The organism is Pseudoalteromonas sp. SaAl2 (assembly GCF_052947895.1).
Genome location: NZ_CM129605.1, coordinates 2,004,626 through 2,023,126 on the forward strand (window position 1 = coordinate 2,004,626; position 18,501 = coordinate 2,023,126).

At 41.2% G+C, this 18,501-nt stretch carries 12 protein-coding genes and 4 pseudogenes; 10 read left to right on the forward strand and 6 right to left on the reverse strand.

Annotated elements, in window-relative coordinates; translation table 11 throughout:
• Positions 1-18 precede the first annotated feature (18 nt).
• The 6 genes and pseudogenes from ACU8V8_RS09680 (at position 19) to ACU8V8_RS09705 (ending at position 7,254) form a co-directional block, all read left to right on the forward strand.
• Positions 19-633, forward strand: a complete 615-nt coding sequence (locus tag ACU8V8_RS09680; protein WP_446887317.1) for a PilZ domain-containing protein — start codon at positions 19-21, stop codon at positions 631-633.
• A gap of 61 nt (positions 634-694) precedes the next feature.
• Positions 695-1,747 (forward strand): agmatine deiminase family protein, encoded by a 1,053-nt coding sequence (locus tag ACU8V8_RS09685; RefSeq protein ID WP_446889617.1) that lies wholly within the window; start codon positions 695-697, stop codon positions 1,745-1,747.
• Entirely contained in the window at positions 1,747-2,640 is an 894-nt protein-coding gene (locus ACU8V8_RS09690) for a carbon-nitrogen hydrolase (protein WP_446887318.1), read from the forward strand. The genes ACU8V8_RS09685 and ACU8V8_RS09690 overlap by 1 nt, the downstream gene beginning before the upstream one ends.
• Positions 2,641-2,683: 43 nt before the next feature.
• Positions 2,684-6,158, forward strand: a pseudogene (gene mfd, locus ACU8V8_RS09695) (transcription-repair coupling factor).
• Entirely contained in the window at positions 6,158-6,994 is an 837-nt protein-coding gene (locus ACU8V8_RS09700; protein ID WP_446887319.1) for a peptidoglycan binding protein CsiV, read from the forward strand. Before mfd ends, ACU8V8_RS09700 begins: the two are co-directional and overlap by 1 nt.
• Before the next feature lie 14 nt (positions 6,995-7,008).
• Positions 7,009-7,254 (forward strand): DUF3862 domain-containing protein, encoded by a 246-nt coding sequence (locus tag ACU8V8_RS09705; protein WP_446887320.1) that lies wholly within the window; start codon positions 7,009-7,011, stop codon positions 7,252-7,254.
• A 52-nt stretch (positions 7,255-7,306) separates the two neighbouring features.
• Here the strand turns inward: ACU8V8_RS09705 and ACU8V8_RS09710 are convergent.
• From ACU8V8_RS09710 to aceK, 5 genes and pseudogenes are all read right to left on the reverse strand, one after another.
• A pseudogene (locus tag ACU8V8_RS09710) lies at positions 7,307-7,854 on the reverse strand (HPP family protein).
• Between the two features lie 94 nt (positions 7,855-7,948).
• A complete protein-coding gene (locus ACU8V8_RS09715; protein WP_446887321.1) occupies positions 7,949-8,203 on the reverse strand; it encodes a DUF2999 family protein in 255 nt (84 codons plus the stop codon).
• Positions 8,204-8,285: 82 nt separating this feature from the next.
• Positions 8,286-9,248 carry a zinc-binding dehydrogenase gene (locus tag ACU8V8_RS09720; protein WP_446887322.1) on the reverse strand — a complete coding sequence of 321 codons (963 nt, stop codon included), beginning with the start codon at positions 9,246-9,248 and terminating at the stop codon, positions 8,286-8,288.
• Between the two features lie 19 nt (positions 9,249-9,267).
• Entirely contained in the window at positions 9,268-9,660 is a 393-nt protein-coding gene (locus tag ACU8V8_RS09725) for a hypothetical protein (RefSeq protein ID WP_446887323.1), read from the reverse strand.
• A gap of 45 nt (positions 9,661-9,705) precedes the next feature.
• On the reverse strand, positions 9,706-11,517 hold the full coding sequence (aceK, locus tag ACU8V8_RS09730; RefSeq protein WP_446887324.1) for a bifunctional isocitrate dehydrogenase kinase/phosphatase: 1,812 nt from the start codon (positions 11,515-11,517) through the stop codon (positions 9,706-9,708).
• Between the two features lie 104 nt (positions 11,518-11,621).
• On the opposite strand from aceK, the pseudogene ACU8V8_RS09735 reads away from it, so the two are divergent.
• From ACU8V8_RS09735 to cobA, 4 genes and pseudogenes are all read left to right on the forward strand, one after another.
• Positions 11,622-12,570 (forward strand): annotated as a pseudogene (locus ACU8V8_RS09735) (LysR family transcriptional regulator).
• A 282-nt stretch (positions 12,571-12,852) separates the two neighbouring features.
• A pseudogene (gene nirB, locus ACU8V8_RS09740) lies at positions 12,853-15,428 on the forward strand (nitrite reductase large subunit NirB).
• A complete protein-coding gene (gene nirD / locus ACU8V8_RS09745; protein ID WP_446887325.1) occupies positions 15,415-15,771 on the forward strand; it encodes a nitrite reductase small subunit NirD in 357 nt (118 codons plus the stop codon). The pseudogene nirB and the gene nirD overlap by 14 nt, the downstream one beginning before the upstream one ends.
• Positions 15,772-15,785: 14 nt before the next feature.
• A complete protein-coding gene (gene cobA, locus ACU8V8_RS09750; RefSeq protein WP_446887326.1) occupies positions 15,786-16,649 on the forward strand; it encodes a uroporphyrinogen-III C-methyltransferase in 864 nt (287 codons plus the stop codon).
• 151 nt (positions 16,650-16,800) lie between these two features.
• Here cobA and ACU8V8_RS09755 read toward each other — a convergent pair whose 3' ends face one another.
• On the reverse strand, positions 16,801-18,501 hold the full coding sequence (locus tag ACU8V8_RS09755; RefSeq protein ID WP_446887327.1) for a protein kinase domain-containing protein: 1,701 nt from the start codon (positions 18,499-18,501) through the stop codon (positions 16,801-16,803).

The window sequence follows — 18,501 nt, forward strand, 5'->3', positions numbered from 1 at the left end:
GCGTTGTGGAGCAAACTAATGAGTAGTGAAAAAATAGCTGAGTTTGAGCAGTATTTTCAAATAGCAGAAAGTAACCGAGTCAATTTATTTGCTGTTGACAAGCAAAGCGTGCCACAAAGCCCTGCTCAATTAGAAGCTGATATTCCCCCACTATTTAAACTAGCGAATGAAGTAAGTGAGCTCGAACAAAGCTCATTAAGACCACTGCGTAATTTAGGTGATGTAGCCCAAGAACTGGCGGTTTTTTTACAAGCACAATCGCGTAAAATCGACCTCATAATGAGCCATATTCTTGCCTCTGAACAGCCACAAGATAATGCCATGTACTGCGATAGTTATGGCGGCGGCGGTGTTAAATTTACTACCAGCGAGCAATATATAATAGGTCAAGCATTTCGCACTAAACTGTTTTTGCAACATGAAGCGTCAGCGGTTTATTGCTACACAGAGGTAGTGGCAATTGACGAGCTTGATGATGGGCAAAAGCAATACACGCTTTTATTTACTGCTATCCGCGATTCTGATCAAGAGTTAGTGGTGAGAGCGAGTTTACACGCACAAACAAGGCAATTAAAAAAGCGCCAACAGCAACAATTAGACAAACCTGAAAATGAGCAACCTACTGAGCTATAAAAAGCTGACATATCTGTTTGAAATGCTAAACTAGGCACACCTTTATTTGTTTATTAAATTCATGAACTTTAGACTTTTACCTGAATGGGCTGAGCAAGATGCTGTTATGCTTACTTGGCCACACCAAGATACTGATTGGCGTGATAACCTCAGTGCTGTAGAGCCTGTTTATATTTCCCTTTGCAAACATATATGTCAACGACAACGCGTTGTTATAGTTGCACATAACAATGCATTGAAAACACATATAAGCCAACTATTAACTAGTAATGAGATTAATATTGCTCGGGTGCACTTTGTGATCACTCCGTGTAATGATACCTGGGCGCGCGATCATGGCCCTTTGACCTGTGTAAACCAACAGGATGCAAGCCAATTAGCTATTCTTGATTACACCTTCAACGGCTGGGGTAACAAGTTTGAAAGCGCTCTTGATAATAAAATAAACAAAGTACTTGTTAATCAGCTTGCAGCACCTGCAAATCAATACCAAAAAATTGATTTAGTATTAGAAGGCGGCGGCGTTGAAATAAATGAGCACGGTGTATTGCTCACCACCCGCGAGTGTTTACTCAATCCAAACCGCAACCCGACCCTGACAAAACCTGAGCTTGAAGCACAATTGCAGCAGCAATTAGGTGTCAATTCATTTTTATGGGTTGATCATGGTTATTTAGCTGGTGACGATACTGACAGTCATATTGATACCCTTGTGCGCTTTGCTCCGAACAACACCCTAGTTTATGTAAAGTGTGATGATACAACGGATGAGCATTTTGACGCGCTTGATAAAATGCAAACACAATTGCAAGGTTTTCAAACCCCATCAGGTCACCCCTATACCCTGATTGATTTACCTTGGCCAAAAGCAGTGTATAACAGCGATGGTGATAGACTACCTGCGACCTATGCAAATTATTTAATTATCAATGGTGCTGTCCTTGTGCCTACCTATAATGATGAAAACGATGAACAAGCACTTGCGCAAGTTCAACGTGCCTACCCTGAGCACACCATTATTGCTATAAACTGTTTGCCTATTATTCATCAATTTGGCAGCTTACATTGCATAACCATGCAGTTACCTCGCGGATTTTTAGTTGGAGCAGCATAATGACTTCGTCAAATAAATTAACGGTTGCCTTAGTGCAGCAGAGCAATAGTGATAACGCCGAGCAAAACATGGCAAAATCAATTGCAGGCATACGTGACGCTGCAAGCCAAGGTGCTCAACTTGTGGTGCTCCAAGAGCTACACCGCAGCCTTTACTTTTGCCAAACCGAAGACGTTGATGTTTTTGATTTAGCAGAAACTATCCCAGGGCCAAGTAGTGACGCATTGGGCGCATTAGCAAATGAGTTAAACATCGTCATCGTGGCCTCATTATTTGAAAAACGCGCCACAGGTCTTTATCACAATACGGCTATTGTGCTGGAAAATGACGGCACAATTGCAGGTAAATATCGCAAAATGCACATTCCTGATGATCCTGGGTTTTATGAAAAGTTTTACTTTACTCCAGGCGATTTAGGCTTTGAGCCCATTCAAACCTCAGTAGGTAAATTAGGCGTGCTGGTATGTTGGGATCAATGGTTTCCTGAAGCTGCACGCTTGATGGCTATGGCAGGTGCTGAGTTATTAATTTACCCAACCGCGATTGGTTGGGACCCACGTGACGATGACGGAGAAAAAACGCGACAAAAAGATGCATGGGTTATTTCGCAACGTGCCCATGCTGTTGCCAATGGCGTGCCCGTTATCAGTGCCAACCGCGTAGGCCATGAAAGTGATCCAAGCGAGCAAAGTGACGGTATTCAATTTTGGGGCAATTCATTTATTGCAGGCCCTCAGGGTGAAATGCTCAGCGAAGCAAATAATACTGACGAGCAAATTTTAGTGGTAGAACTGGATCAAAAACGCTCAGAGAACGTAAGACGTATATGGCCTTATTTACGTGATCGCCGAATTGATCACTATCAAGATCTCACTAAAATTTACCGTGACTAGAATAAATTAGCGCCTCAGTTGAGGCGCATTTAAGGAGTAATAAATGGCGTTTGCGCAATGGGCAGCCTTGCCTTGGGTAAAATCTCAAAAAGATAAAATTCAATGGGGGCAACTCACCGGTAGCGGGTTAAGTATCGCTATTGCACAAGGGGTGAAACAACAAGACAGCTTAGTGCTGATTGTTACCCCAGATACACCCAGTGCGCTGCGTTTAGAGACGGAACTTGATTATTTATTACCTGATCACCCGGTGATGGTGTTTCCTGATTGGGAAACGCTGCCGTATGATCACTTCTCGCCTCACCAAGATATTATTTCGTCGCGTTTAGCGACCCTCAATACACTAAAAAAAGAACAACAAAGTGTATTAATTGTACCTGTATCTACCTTAATGCTGCGTACTGCCCCGGCCTCGTTTATTTATGGCTCTACACTTAACTTTAAAGTTGGCGATAATCTCGACACACACAGCTTACGAAGTAATCTTGAGCAAGCGGGTTATTTGCATGTTCAACAGGTTATGGAGCATGGTGAATACGCTATTCGTGGCTCAATTGTTGATTTATATCCTATGGGGAGCCCGCACCCATTTAGGTTAGATTTTTTTGATGACGAGCTCGATTCTATTCGCCTATTTGATGTTGAAACTCAACGTTCTGACGAAAAAGTAGATAAAATAGAGCTACTCCCTGCTCATGAGTTTCCAACTAATGAAAGTGACATTGAGCGCTTTAGAATAAACTACCGCGAAAAGTTTGGCGCCAGTGCAGAGCAAGACTCTGTCTACATGCAAGTCACTAAAGGAAACTGGCCGGCGGGTATTGAATATTATATGCCGCTGTTTTTTCAGCAGCTTGCGACCATATTTGAATACTTACCAGATACCACAACGGTCATGCAATATGGTGATTTAGAACATGCTGCGGATCAATTTTGGCATGATGTAAATGTTCGCTATGAAAACCGCCGAGTCGATCCGTTAAGACCTTTACTTGAGCCGACTGAGCTTTATCAGCCACTCAATGAGCTGTTTTCAAACTTAGGTAACTTTGCCCGCATACGCTTAAGCCAAGCAAAATTACCGACCAAAGCAGGGAATAAAAACTTAGTCACAAGCGAGCTCCCTGCGGTACGAATTGAGCATAAGCAACACGAACCGTATCAAGCATTTATTGAATATATAGCAGCGCAAAAGAAACAAAAAGGCCGCGTACTGATCTCGGTAGAATCTGACGGACGTCGTGAGTCTTTACTTGCATTACTCAAACCCAGTGGCTTAAAACTCAAAGAGTTTGACTCATTTGATGACTTTACCGCTAGCAATAGCGATGTTGGGTTAATTGTCAGCCCGCTTGAGCAAAGTGTGCTATTAAGTGCAAAGCCCGCGCTGAGTATTATTACCGAACAGGAATTACTGGGAATTAAAGTATCTCAGCGCCGTCGCCGAAAGCATAAATACGAAGCAAGCCAAGATGCGCTGATCCGCAACTTAGCTGAGCTTAAAGTTGGTCAACCCATTGTGCATTTAGATCATGGTGTTGGACGTTATCAAGGGCTACAAACTATTGATGCTGCAGGACTCGTCACTGAGTTTGTAACCATCACCTATGCCGGTGAAGCTAAACTTTATGTACCCGTATCAGCCCTACACATGTTAAGCCGTTATTCTGGTGGTGAAGAAGCCAGTGCACCGCTGCATAAACTAGGCTCTGACGCTTGGGAGAAAGCCAAAAAGCGCGCTGCAGAAAAAAGTACGCGACGTCGCTGCAGAGCTGCTTGATATTTACGCTAAGCGCCAAGCAAAACCCGGTAATGCTTTCGCCCTTGATGGCAGTGCATACCGCGTGTTTAGTGATGGCTTTCCATTTGAAGAAACCGATGACCAACGTAACGCCATTGAAGCTGTACTCGGAGATATGCAAAGCAAACATGCCATGGATAGATTAGTATGTGGTGATGTTGGCTTTGGTAAAACTGAGGTCGCCATGCGTGCAGCCTTTATTGCAGTAAACGACAATAAACAAGTGGCCGTGTTAGTCCCCACTACATTACTTGCCCAGCAACACTTTGAAAACTTTAAAGACCGCTTTGCTGATTTCCCCATTGAAGTCGGTGTGCTTTCACGCTTTAACTCGCCTAAAGAGCAAAAAGATACCCTAGAAAAAATGGCCGAAGGTAAACTTGATATTGTCATCGGCACGCACAAATTAATTCAACAAGATATTAATTTTCGGGATTTAGGCCTATTGATTGTGGATGAAGAGCATCGCTTTGGTGTACGGCAAAAAGAAAAAATCAAATCATTACGTGCCGATGTCGATATTTTAACGCTCACCGCAACGCCTATCCCACGTACATTAAATATGGCAATGAGCGGCATGCGTGATTTATCTATCATCGCCACTCCACCAGCTAAGCGCTTAGCTGTAAAAACCTTTGTTCGCCAGCGCGATGCTGAGCTTATTCGCGAAGCAATATTGCGTGAAATCAAGCGTGGTGGCCAAGTATACTTTTTGCACAACAATGTAGAAACCATTGACCGCGTGGCTCAAGAGATCAGTGAATGGGTGCCTGAAGCGAGTGTTGCGTCAGCGCATGGGCAAATGCGCGAGCGTGAACTCGAACAGTTAATGAGTGAATTTTATCATCAAAAGTACAATGTTTTAGTCTGTACCACCATTATTGAAACCGGTATAGATATTCCAACTGCTAATACTATTATCATGGATAGAGCCGATAAGTTAGGGCTTGCGCAACTGCATCAGCTGCGTGGTCGTGTGGGGCGTAGTCATCATCAAGCATACGCTTATTTATTAACCGGCCATCCTAAGTCATTATCTAAAGATGCCGTAAAACGCTTAGAAGCCATCGAATCTCTTGAGGATTTAGGCGCAGGCTTTGCGTTAGCGACACACGATTTAGAAATTCGTGGTGCGGGTGAATTACTCGGTGATGACCAATCAGGACAAATGCAAACCATTGGCTTTAATTTATATATGGAAATGCTTGAGCAAGCAGTTAAATCACTGCGCGAAGGTAAAGAGCCGACTCTTGATAACTTATTGCAACAGCAAAGTGAAGTCGATTTAAAACTCGCGGCATTATTACCCGATGACTATATTCATGATGTTAACGCCCGTTTAGGTATTTACAAACGTATTGCAAGCTGTGCTACTGTAGATGACATGGATGAACTGCAAGTCGAGTTAATTGACCGCTTTGGTTTACTGCCTGATGCAACTAAAAACCTATTTAGTTTGCAGCAACTTAAACTAAAAGCCAGTGAATTAGGTATTAAAAAGATTGAAGCAAATCCAAAAGGTGGTTACTTTGAGTTTACCCAAGATACAAAGGTTAACCCGAGCTTCATCATTGGTTTGATACAAAGTGCACCCCATGTGTACAAAATGGATGGCGCAAATAAACTGCGCTTTGCGATCAGTGAGGCAAATGCCCGTGAACGTTTAAAAATGGTCACTGCAATGATTGCAGATTTCTCTAAAAAGGTTAGCCATTAATGTTGTTTAAAAAATCATTATTAATTTTGTGTTGTGTATTTAGCAGCGCAGCATTCGCAGAGCGATGGTTTGAAGTAGAAGTGCTTATATTCAAACAGCGTCCTGCTCCTTATTTACAAGAAGATTTTAGCCTTAAAAAAGAGCCCATTAAGGCAAGCAACAAAATTGACTTACTCACTCCGTTATACACTCAGCAAGCGAAACAAGACTGTATCGCGGGCGATAGCCGCTTTAATTCTAACTCACTAACAGATTCAGTCATTGGTGCCAGTCGATCAAACTTATGTGATGATTCGATAGACTATATTGCAAGCTTTGACTCTTTGCCGCTGAGCCCAGAAGCAGAAACCAGAGATGACATGATCAGCACCTATTTGTTAAACCCTGAGCAGCTACAATTTAAAAGCCAACAACGCGAGTTGGTGCGTAAAGGTTTAAAACCTTTACTGCATACTGGTTGGCGATTTGAAGGCGCAAGTAAATCGCGTTCACAAAGTATCAAACTATTTGGTGGGCAACACCTAACCACACCGCCAATTACAAATACTAGCCTCGCTAATAACGCTAACTTTATAAGCTTAGTTAATCCAAGCCAATCATTTGAGCCAGCTATGCAACAAGCTTCTGATAAATGGGAATTAGATGGCTTTTTTAATATTTATTTACGCCACTACCTTTATATTAATGCAAATATTGATATCAGTGAAAAGCTCGATAACGGAGAAATCCAAAGCGCCCGCTTTTCTCAGTTTAAACGGGTGATCAGTGGAGAAGTTCATTATTTTGACCACCCTAAAATGGGCATGATTGTACAAATAAGAAAATTTAAACATTAACAAGGACACTATTTATGAAAAAACTATTAATAATTGCAGCCACTTTATCACTTGCTGCTTGCTCAAAAGTAAGTTTAGAAAACTACGAAAAAATCTCTATTGGGATGGATAAAACTGAGGTTGAAGCAATTCTAGGAAGTGCTGATAACTGTGTTGAAAAAACTCTACACACTAATTGTACTTGGGGTGATGAAGCAAAAAACATCGAAATTACATTGGTTTCTGATAAAGTCTCTTTGTATAGCAAAACAGGCCTATAAAAGTAAGTAAGTCATAAGATGGTAGCCTACTACCATCTTAAACCTTTGTGCATTACCACCAATATACTGGGTAATGTCGCTTTGGATTACGTGATAGATTATTTACCAGTAAGCCCACCAGTAACATAATCAACGCGCCAAATAAAACAGGGCTAATCACATAATAATAACCAAGTTGATGAATTCCTTCACCACCGATAACTGCAATTAATGCTGTTGCCCCCCGGGAGGATGCAAAGTTCGTGTTAAGTGCATCACAGCGATTGAAAATGACACTGCAATAGCACTTGCTAACATTAAATCAGCAGTTAAAACTTTAGCCACTGTAACGCCTATTAAAGCACTTAAAACATGCCCACCTACAAGGTTTCTCGGCTGTGAAAATTCTGCTAGTGGCGCTCCATATATGAGGACTGCTGTTGCGCCTAATGAGCCAATTAAAAATAAGTTAGTTAAGGGATCAAATTGCAACGTTTTACCAATTAAGGCTACTAAGTAAATACCTAAAAAAGAGCCTAACAACGACCACATAATTTTACTCACGGGTTTGCGTGGCGGGCACTGGCTCGTTGCAGCCATACGGGACAAAAACAATCGCATTAATATCTCTAAAAAATAAATACATAAAAAAGAACACTACCAGAGCAATGCTCTATTCGTTATTTGATTGGTCAAACAGCTTAAAAACTAATTATTACTGATTTTGATATTGCTCTTTGGCTTTTTCAAGTTCCCCATCAGAAATACCTAATGATGCGGCAGCTTCTTTAATTAGCTGTGGCTGAGTCATCACAAGCGCCATTAACGCTTGGAGTTTCTCTGGTGGAATACCTAATTGTTGCACTAACGCCATTGCCATCATTGGGTTTTGTGTAAACGCTTGAAAAAGCTCATGGACTTTTTCATCACTCACGTTATGCTCTTTTAATGTTGCTATAATTGGGTTCATATTTTTACCTTACATCACTTTTAGTTGCACTAATTATATGGGCAAATAATTAGTTTTAAACAGGTATTACTTTTAAAGGTAATTATTTAACCTGTAACACGACTTTACCGGCATTTTCATTGCGCTCTAAAATTGCATGGGCTTCATTTGCTTGTTGCCATGGCATGGTTTTATAAATATTAAAATCAAAACGTTGGTTAGCAATATCATCGTAAAATTGGTTAACGAATTCATCGCGTAATTGGCGTTTAAATGCTTTGCTACGGTTACGTAAAGTAGAGGCATGGAACGAAATACGTTTTTGTAATAGTCGAGCAAAATCAACCTCAGCAAATCGACCATCTAAAAACGCCAGCATAATAATTTGACAATCCATTGCCGCGATTGCTGCATTCTTATTTAAGTATCGGCCAGATACCGGATCAACAATGACATTGGCTGTTAATGTATGGGTTTGCATATATTCAACAAAGTCATTTGTTTTATAATTAATGGCATGATCTGCACCCAGCTCTTTGGCGTGTTGGCACTTTTCGTCGCTCCCTGCGGTAATAACCACAGTCGCACCAACACGTTTTGCCATTTGAATTGCTGCCCCACCTACCCCACTGGCACCCGCATGAATAAGTACGGTTTGCCCCTGTTGTAAGTTACCTAACCCAAAGAGTGCACCATATGCAGTTAAATACACTTCGCTTATGCTTGCGCCTTGCGCCATAGATATGCTATCTGGTAAAGCCATTATTTGTGCAGCATCCACTGCCACATATTCACTATACGCACCACCTGCACACAATGTAAAAACGCGCTCATTGAGCCAACTTTTTTCTACATCAGCGCCAAGTTCAACCACAGTGCCTGCACATTCAAGCCCTAAAATAGGGCTATCACCTTTTGGTGCAGGGTATTTACCTTGTCGTTGCATACAATCGGCACGGTTAACGCCTATCGCTGCAACTTTTATAAGTACTTCATCTACTTGTAAGTTTGGTTTTGTTGTTTCACTCAGTGATAGTGTTTTATTTTCGTGTGCAATGAATTTCATAGGCTCCTCAGTGTGGTCTTTAGTCTAACTTTCGCCATATTTCAGCTTCTACTAACTTACCATTTTCAGTGAGCGAATGATGCCACAAATCACCTTCAATTTTGTAATCAAAAGCCATTGTTTTACCCAATAATGAAGGAATATTGCCATAACCAAATGTTTCTATGAATTGTTGATTTTTAATTATGTATTTACCGCCACCAGCATAATGAAACTGGCCGTTCTTTTGTGTTATGTAGTTGAAGTGTGTTTTTGTTATTAATTTTACTGAGGTTAACTGCGGGGCTTTTGCTGTTACATAGCCATCATCAACCGCATATTTTCCCTCTACAAACTCCCAACTACCCAACAGTGGGTTTGCAAATGTTTGCCCCGATACAAGTAGTAACCCCGTTAGTAAATAGGCTTTCATAATATTTCCTTTAAACGTTTTTGTAAATTGTACCTCTTACTGAAATTAATCCCTATCATACTTCTGGTTAAGGTGGATACTCTTAAAGCGCCAACTAGTTTTATACGGGTAAACGTCGTATATGTGTCCTGCGGTTATATTCGCTTGGCATTGTTGCCAAAACGACGCTGAAAAAATATCGCTGTGATGTTGCTTAAACACTGCAAATGCCGTGTCGTTAGCGCTAAAAAAAATGTTAAATTGACTCGGAAACACATCGTTATCAGCAATATCAAAATAGCTGTGCGCACTTAATTCATCATGTTGACTGTCACTTTTTGGAATATCTCTAAAATTGCACTCAGTTAACGGACAAATTTCATCATAATCATAAAATACCACACGACCCCAGCGGGTAACGCCAAAGTTTTTCATTAACATATCGCCTGGAAATATATTTGCCCCGGCTAAGTCTTTGATAGCCCTACCATAGTCAATCATCACTTTGGTTAGTTCTGTGTCATCACATTGATTAAGGTATAAATTAAGCGGCGTCATTTTACGCTCAACATAAACATGCTTTAAAATAAGTGCTTTTTCAGAGATGACCATACTGTTACCAATCATTTGGTGCATATGGCTTAGGAGTTCATCACTAAAGCGAGATAAATCAAACGCTAAATACCTAAACTCATGAGTGTCGACCAGTCGCCCCACTCTGTCAGCTTGTTTTACAAAATCATACTTAGCCATAACTTGGGCTTTGGTCGCGGTTTTGGGGGCATTAAATTTATCTTTAATTACTTTATAAACGTATTCAGAATCTGGGGTGGTAAACACTAACATAACCATACCAGGCGTACCTGGTGCGCTGATATACTTATCTGATTTTGGACTGTTTTTAGTGGTGTCTACCTTGTAACGATAAAACTCAGTTTTTGCATGTTTAATAAATCCAATCGCATTAAACAGCTCAAACCGCTGTTTATGTGGTAATAGCACTGATAGATAATCTACATAGCGCGCTGGTTGGTCGGTATCTACCATAAAATAAGTACGAGCAAAGCCAAACAGTAAACTGAGTTGATCTGCTCCCATCATCACCGCATCTAACTTTAAGCCATCCTCGGTATTTAAAATGGCAATCGCAAAGGGCATGTTATCCCCATTTTTAGCAATGCACCGGCCAATTAAATAACAAGCTTTATTTCTAAAAAACAATGAGTTGGCGTACTCTATATAACCATTATTTAAGTTTATTAGTTCATATACTTGGCGGCACTGGTGTTTTGCCCCCATTGTTAAAGTATGCTGTAACTGGGTAACATCATGTTCAAAATCACTAAAATTAATCCGAAATGATTGCGCTAAAATAAGCTGCTTTACGGCCTCAGAGAAACCAGATTGTAATGATATTCGCCTGACTAAACCATCAAATGGTCGTGGAGCTGTGCGATATTTTGCCTTTAAAACAAACAAATGTACGGTACGAATTTTTTTATCATGCCAAATAGCACCAAATGTCGAATTAAAAAACGTATGGGCGATGGGTTGGTTTTCATGATTCGAAACCATCGCAGCATAGACATTTTTTGCTTGTTGCCAGATTGCGGCGTCATCATATTCATTGTAAGCAATGAGCTTTACCGTATCACTGACATTTGCAACTTGACGCTCGTACACTTGTAAACGTGCTCGCATAGCGGCTTGTATATCATGCCATTGCCTTTGCTCAAAACGGCTTTGTGCGCCCAAGGTGATATTTAAAAATTCTGCAAACATGGCTTCAAAGCCTGCAAATACTGCTCGTGCAAGTTTAGTTGCAATAACGTGTTCAAGCGCACAATTGTGAGATGATGCAGGCTGTAGATTTGGCATATTCTTATCACTTATGACGACTATTTTATTTTAGCTGTTTACACACCATAGCAAGCAGGCTTTAATTTAGATAATTAATAAAGCGAATGAATAAGATTGATCAAATGAATATAAGAAATGTCGATCTCAACTTACTAGTGTACCTAAATGTACTCATTGATGAGCAAAATGTCTCCAGAGCTGCAAATAAACTTGCGTTAACACAACCTGCAATGAGTAATGCACTAAAACGCTTACGTGATTTATTTGATGATCCACTGCTTGTGCGTGCCGCAGGTAATATGACGCCAACAGCTAAAGCTCTAAGCTTAAAACCTGAAATAGAAGCGTTACTCAAAATGGCTGAAGCGATCACACAGCCTAGCGACTTATTTGACCCAACCGCTGCCCAAGTCACTTTTAGAATAATGGCCAACGACTATTTAGAGTCTACCTTAGTTGCGCCCTTTATTACTGCACAACTAGAAAAACATCCAGGTCTTAACTTTGATGTGCTCAGCCCCAGTGACGTAAACCTTCAAGATATGGAAAAAGGCACTATTGATTTAGCAATCAATCGCTTTAATGGCATGCCTCGTTCATTTCATCAAGCCACTGTGTGGCGGGATAATTATTGTTGCTTAATGCATCCTAACAATAACTATTTAAACAATGCCAACTTAGAGCGCTACTTAGCAGCAGAACATATTTGGGTAAACCGAGCTGGTTGGGGAGCAGAAGCTGCTCTCACCAATAAATCAGGAAGTCAAAAACTCGGTTGGGTTGATGAAGCATTATGGCAATTAGAGCAAACTCGCCATATTCGTGTATTCACCCGTCATTACATGGTTGCAAGTTTACTGTGCCAATCACCTAAGCTGATTGCTACATTACCGCGACGACAAGCTATGTTATTAACCAAGCACACTGATTTAGTGATAAGCCCTGTGCCTTTTCAGGTGGTGCCCATTGAAGTAAAAAATGCTTTGGAGCCCATTACTGCACCATGCCAGCCCACATCAATGGTTACGTCGTGAATTGCTCAATTTTGCAAGTACAGTGGCCGATCGTTAAGTATCACTGTACCGACCAATATGGTGCTAAGGCGCACTAAAATAGATCAAATTTTGGTTTCCACTTCGTACAGAAATATAAAATAAACATAAAATTCAAAAACTTATTAAGTTGGCACTGTATCTGCTTTATAAAAGTTAAGGCGCTTAAAGTGCTTACTAAAACAATAAAAAACAAAACAATATGAATTTTAGGCAAAGAAGCCCGCTCTCTTAATGTTATTTAACGTTAAGAGAGCGGGCTTTTTTGTGTTTGTAAACCGTCAAAACTAAGGAATACCACATGCAAACACCCCAAAATATTCTCGTCATAGGTAATGGCATGGTGGGTCATCACTTTGCTGAACAAATGCGAGCAAGTGACGAAAACGCTATCATAACCGTGTTATGCGGTGAAGCTAACTTAGCCTACGATCGAGTCTACCTGTCGAGCGTTTTTGATGGTAAAAGTCCTGCAGATTTAGCATTAACAACTGCAAAAACCTATCAACAACTCAATATAAATGTACACACTAATACATGGGTTGATCAGATAGATAAACAAAATAAAGTTGTTAAAACAACAACTGGTCAGCTATTTCACTATGACAAACTCGTCATTGCAACTGGCTCTTACCCATTTGTGCCACCTATTCCTGGTAATGATCAGCCACACTGTTTGGTTTACCGTACACTCGAAGACTTAGAGTCAATACAACAAAGTGCCAAAGTTAGTCAAGTAGGCGTTGTGGTTGGGGGGGGCTACTTGGATTAGAAGCAAGTAATGCATTGAAGCAGCTAGGCTTAGATACCCATGTAGTTGAGTTTGCGCCACAGTTAATGGCAGTACAGCTCGACGAGGTGGGTGGTGAGTTACTAAAAAATAAAATAGAGCAGCTCGGTGTTACTGTACACACAGGCAAGGCAACGCAAGAAATAGTTAAAGGTGAGCAGTGTCGCTATCGTATGAATTTTAGTGACGGTAGCCACCTTGAAACTGACATTATCTTGTTTTCTGCTGGTATTCGTCCTTATGATCAGCTTGGACGCTCAACAGAATTAGAAATTGGCCCACGTGGCGGTATTGTGATCAATGATCAATGCCAAACATCAGATCCTGATATTTATGCCATTGGCGAGTGCGCACTTTGGAATAACTTTATTTTTGGTTTAGTGGCCCCCGGTTACAACATGGCTCGAGTTGTTGCAAGCCAGTTTAGTCAGGGTGATTTAGTGTTCTCTGGTGCTGATATGAGTACCAAATTAAAGTTACTCGGCGTCGAAGTCGGCTCAATTGGTGATGCTCACGGTAAAACCGAAAACTGTAAAGAAATGGTTTACCAAGATCCTATTCGAGGAAGCTACAAAAAAATCGTTTTTAATGAACAAGCTGACAAACTCATTGGTGCTGTGCTTGTAGGCGATACCAGTGATTACGATACATTACTACAGTACATGTTGAACGACATGACGTTACCTGAAAACCCTGAATGCTTAATTTTACCAACCACAGGTGATGCTCCTGCACTTTCAAGCTCAGCATTACCAGACGCTGCAACAATTTGTTCATGCCACAATGTTAGTAAAGGCGATATTATTAGTGCCATCGATGGCGGAGCTTGTGAGCTGGGTGAAGTCAAAAGTTGTACCAAGGCGGCCAGCGGTTGCGGTGGCTGTGCAGCACTACTAAAGACAGTGGTGGATCAAGAGCTCGAATCGCGTGGCGTCGAAGTTAACAATCATATTTGTGAACACTTTGATTACTCACGCCAAGAGTTAATGCACTTGGTAAAAGTAGAAGGTATTAAAACTTTCAAGTTATTATTAGAAAAGTTTGGCCAAGGCAAAGGCTGCGATATTTGTAAACCAGCAGCGGCAAATATTTTAGCTGCGACATGGAATGACTTCATCTTAGAAAAGCCCCATGTTGGCTTACAAGATACCAACGATACTTTTTTAGCGAACATGCAAAAGGATGGTTCTTATTCTGTAGTACCTCGTATAGCCGCGGGTGAGATCACACCTGATAAACTCATTGTGTTAGGCGAAGTAGCGCAAGAGTTCAACTTATATTGTAAAATCACAGGTGGTCAACGTATCGATTTATTTGGTGCGCGTTTAGAGCAATTACCTATTATTTGGCAAAAACTCATTAAAGCTGGTTTTGAAACGGGTCACGCCTATGGTAAGTCATTACGTACCGTTAAATCATGCGTCGGCAGCACGTGGTGTCGATATGGTGTTCAGGACAGTGTTGGCCAAGCAATCGATATAGAGAATCGCTATAAAGGTTTACGCTCCCCACATAAAATTAAAATGGCTGTTTCAGGCTGTACTCGCGAATGTGCTGAAGCACAAAGTAAAGATATTGGCGTAATTGCCACTGAGAGTGGTTGGAATCTTTATGTGTGTGGTAATGGCGGCATGCGCCCGCGTCATGCCGACTTATTCGCTACTGACTTAGATACACACACTTTAATCACCTATATCGACCGAATATTAATGTTCTATATAAAAACTGCCGACAAGCTTCAGCGCACTTCAGTGTGGATGGAAAACCTTGAAGGTGGTTTAGATTACCTTCGTCAAGTCGTGATTGAAGACAGTTTAGGGTTATGTGCTGAACTAGAAGCGCAAATGGAGCATGTTGTGCACACCTATCAATGTGAATGGAAAACCACTATTGAAAGTGACGGCGCAGTTAAACGATTCCGCCAATTCGTTAACAGCCCAGCACAAGATGACAATATTTTATTTGTCCAAGAGCGTAATCAAATTCGCCCTGCAACTAAATCTGAAAAACTAAACCATTCTCGTAGTAGCGAGCAATTAATTCCTGTTGTTGAGATCGAAAAGGAGCAAGACAATGTTATGGCATGATATCGCATCAATTGATGACCTAGTAGCAAACAGCGGCGTATGTGCGCTGATAGAGAATAAACAAGTGGCTTTGTTTTATTTACCTGATGAATCTACGCCAGTATTTGCTATAGATAACTATGATCCGATAGGCGAAGCAAATGTGCTTTCTCGCGGTATTATCGGCACAGTACAAGGCCAGCTTGTTGTTGCTTCACCATTATATAAACAGCATTTTTGTCTGTATTCTGGCCACTGTTTAGAGAAAACCGATAAAAGAGTCTCAACTTATACAGTTAAAATTGACAATGACCGTGTGTTTATATCAAGCCAAGTCTGTGCTGAACAAACTAGCGCAGCTTAGTTAAGGGGAACAAGATGAGCGTACTTTCTTATTTTATGGGCACTGAATCGAACAAGGTCACCCATTGGTTTGCTAAACCTTTTAGTTTCAATAAAGCAAAAGCCAATAAAGGGCGCGTGTATCTTATAGGTGCAGGCCCTGGCGACCCAGAGCTTATCACCGTTAAAGCTCAGCGGTTAATAGAAAGTGCCGACGTCATTCTCTACGATTGGTTAGTCTCGGTTGAGCTGCTGCGTACTTTACCTGAAAACGCACAACGGGTGTTTGTTGGCAAACGCGCCAACAAACATTCAATGCAGCAAGCTGAGATAAGTAAGTTATTGGTTAAATACGCGCAACAAGGCCATACAGTTGTCAGACTCAAAGGCGGTGATCCGAGTATCTTTGCCCGTGTAAATGAAGAAGCTGATGCCCTAGCAGAGCATAATATTCCCTTTGCTATAGTTCCGGGTGTAACAACTGCCTGCGCTGCATCGGCTTATACAGGCATACCACTGACCGCTCGTGGGGTTGCCCGCAGTGTTACCTTTATGACTGCGCAATTTGCCGATCCAAAACAGCAGCCTAAATGGTACAACTATCAATATCTATCAAATCAGGATAATCCAACCCTAGTGGTATACATGGGTTTAGGGCGTTTGCAGCAACTATCACAAGGTCTGCAATCAGTAGGTTGGCCAGCGACAACACCAATAGCCTTACTTGAACAGGTAGCTACGGCAAGCCAGCAGGTTATTCGGGGCACGTTAGAGAATATCACACAAAAATCCACAGCAGCTAAGTTAACGGGGCCAACATTAATAATGATTGGTGAAGTCATTAATCATCAAATGGCAATCGAACAACAATTACTCAATATAACCGCTACACAGGTTTAGCCCACCTTTACTCTGCTTTCGCATGGTAACAAACTCTCCCCATACTCCTTTAATAAAACACATATATTTAGGGCCTAGCGGCCCTTTTCTCTATAACTTTAACGTAGACTCTACATTTAACTCATCGCAATAAAATTAAATATATCAAGCACTATGCAAGTAATGATAAAACTAGCAAACAGGCTAGCAATGCTGACAGCCCCTGGTAAAAGCGTAAGGGATTTTTTTCTACCCAAGGTGGGCTAATTTGACCCATCAATGCTGGGTTGGGGTGGTGTAAATCATAAATGAATTCAGACAAAACGTGATAACGTTTAGCGGGATTTGGCTGCAATGCTTTTTTTAATGTCGCATCAAGCCAAAGCGGAATATCGCGCTGCGGATCAACGACAGATTGGTATGTTAGTTTATATTGGGCTGATAGTGTTCTGGCTTTCGCAACATTAACACCATACGGGAAACGACCACTAAGCATATAATAAGTGAGTACAGCGAGTGAAAACAAATCTGAACACGCGCTACCACCGGCACCGACAAAATACTCCGGCGCTGTATACATCGCGGTGCCTAGTAACTGACTTTCTTCGAGTTCAGCGAGACCCGCAATCCGTACCGAGCCTAAGTCAATTATTTTTACTGTCCCATGAGTATCAATCATAATATTTTCAGGGCGTAAATCTTGATGCAAAATATCACTTTTGTGCAGCACCATTAAGCCTTTGGCTATTTGTGAAATAATATCGCGAATAGCCGATAGACTAGGTTGAGGATGATCTCGCAACCACTGTGCTAATGTATCTCCTTGAATATATTCACTGAGGGTATAGCAGTAATTACGTGGTCGTATTGAGCGCGGAATGGCCACAATATGAGGGCTATTCACTTTTTTAGCCGCCCACTCTTCTAGCATTAATCGCTCTAAATATTCTTTATTTTCTGATAAATCAGTAGATGGTGTTTTAATTATTAATTGCAAAGCCGTGGATAAATCTTCAGCTAAATAAACATGGCTTCGGCTAGAACTATGAATTGGGCGAATAATTTTATAACCATCAAATTCCTCATTGCTAGATAAAATGGGGGGTAACGGTAAAGGTTTATCAAATAAGGTGTGTTGATCACTAACATCTATATTATCCACTACCACAACTTGTACCGTAAGATTATCTGTACTCCCGCCATTAAACGCAGCGGTAACAAAAGCCTGCGCACATGCATCTAAATCATGCTGATATTGATTGTAAATTTGCTGCATCATGCTGGGGGTTAAATAATCGCTTACACCATCTGTCATTAAGAAAAACACATCATTGTTTTCAAGTGCAATAATTTGATGGTCCAACTGTAACTGTGCAGCAGCGCCTAAGGCTCGGCTTAAATAGCTATTATCACTACCATGGTGCAATCGGTGATCACGCGTAAGTTGCGAAGTGTGTGTGTCACGTAAGTGATAGATCCGACTATCACCAATATGTAAAACATGTGCGTGTTGTTTTTTTAAGATAAGAGCTGAAAAAGTACACACATAGCCCCTTTCGACTTCAAAACGAAAAGGCCCTTGTTGATTCTGGGCAAAAAGCCAAGCATTGGTACTGTTTAGTACTTGGCTTGCAGCATGGCTCACAGACCAAGCATCACTAGTGCAATAGTAATCGGATAAAAAACTCTTGATTGCCGTTTCACTTGCAACTTGGCTGACTTGTGAACTACTAACACCATCACTTAAGGCAACCACGGCTCCTTTTAATTCTAATTCAGGGCTAGGTGGTACGAAAGCGCCGTAGCAATCTTGATTAATATCTTTGCTTCCGGCGCTTGAATACTGCCCTATTCGAACAGATAAGTAGCTCAT

Coding starts and splice junctions, on each gene's coding strand:
- cobA (WP_446887326.1), top strand. CDS start 15,786: ATGAGCGTACTTTCTTATTTTATGGGCACTGAATCGAACAAGGTCACC.
- ACU8V8_RS09715 (WP_446887321.1), bottom strand. CDS start 8,203: ATGAACCCAATTATAGCAACATTAAAAGAGCATAACGTGAGTGATGAA.
- ACU8V8_RS09680 (WP_446887317.1), top strand. CDS start 19: ATGAGTAGTGAAAAAATAGCTGAGTTTGAGCAGTATTTTCAAATAGCA.
- ACU8V8_RS09720 (WP_446887322.1), bottom strand. CDS start 9,248: ATGAAATTCATTGCACACGAAAATAAAACACTATCACTGAGTGAAACA.
- ACU8V8_RS09700 (WP_446887319.1), top strand. CDS start 6,158: ATGTTGTTTAAAAAATCATTATTAATTTTGTGTTGTGTATTTAGCAGC.
- nirD (WP_446887325.1), top strand. CDS start 15,415: ATGTTATGGCATGATATCGCATCAATTGATGACCTAGTAGCAAACAGC.
- ACU8V8_RS09755 (WP_446887327.1), bottom strand. CDS start 18,501: ATGAGCTACTTATCTGTTCGAATAGGGCAGTATTCAAGCGCCGGAAGC.
- aceK (WP_446887324.1), bottom strand. CDS start 11,517: ATGCCAAATCTACAGCCTGCATCATCTCACAATTGTGCGCTTGAACAC.
- ACU8V8_RS09685 (WP_446889617.1), top strand. CDS start 695: ATGAACTTTAGACTTTTACCTGAATGGGCTGAGCAAGATGCTGTTATG.
- ACU8V8_RS09725 (WP_446887323.1), bottom strand. CDS start 9,660: ATGAAAGCCTATTTACTAACGGGGTTACTACTTGTATCGGGGCAAACA.
- ACU8V8_RS09690 (WP_446887318.1), top strand. CDS start 1,747: ATGACTTCGTCAAATAAATTAACGGTTGCCTTAGTGCAGCAGAGCAAT.
- ACU8V8_RS09705 (WP_446887320.1), top strand. CDS start 7,009: ATGAAAAAACTATTAATAATTGCAGCCACTTTATCACTTGCTGCTTGC.